At 65.5% G+C, this 223-nt stretch carries 1 pseudogene; it reads left to right on the plus strand.

Annotation, left to right across the window (positions count from 1 at the left end):
* Positions 1-223: pseudogene (gene metX / locus E4K09_RS21965) on the plus strand (homoserine O-acetyltransferase); the annotation flags it as partial.

Raw genomic sequence — 223 nt, forward strand, 5'->3', positions numbered from 1 at the left:
CGCGCCATGGATTATTTCGACCTCGCCGCCGAACATGACGGCTCGCTCGCCAGAGCCTTCAAGGGTTCGGCCACGCGCTTCTGCGTGATCTCCTTCACGTCCGACTGGCTGTTCCCCACATCGGACTCGCGCGCCATCGTCCATGCGCTCAACGCGGCTGCCGCCTCCGTCGCCTTCGTGGAGGTGGAGAGCGACAAGGGCCATGACGCCTTCCTGCTCGACG

The sequence above is a fragment of the Microvirga pakistanensis genome, assembly GCF_004458765.1.
GTDB lineage: Bacteria > Pseudomonadota > Alphaproteobacteria > Rhizobiales > Beijerinckiaceae > Microvirga > Microvirga pakistanensis.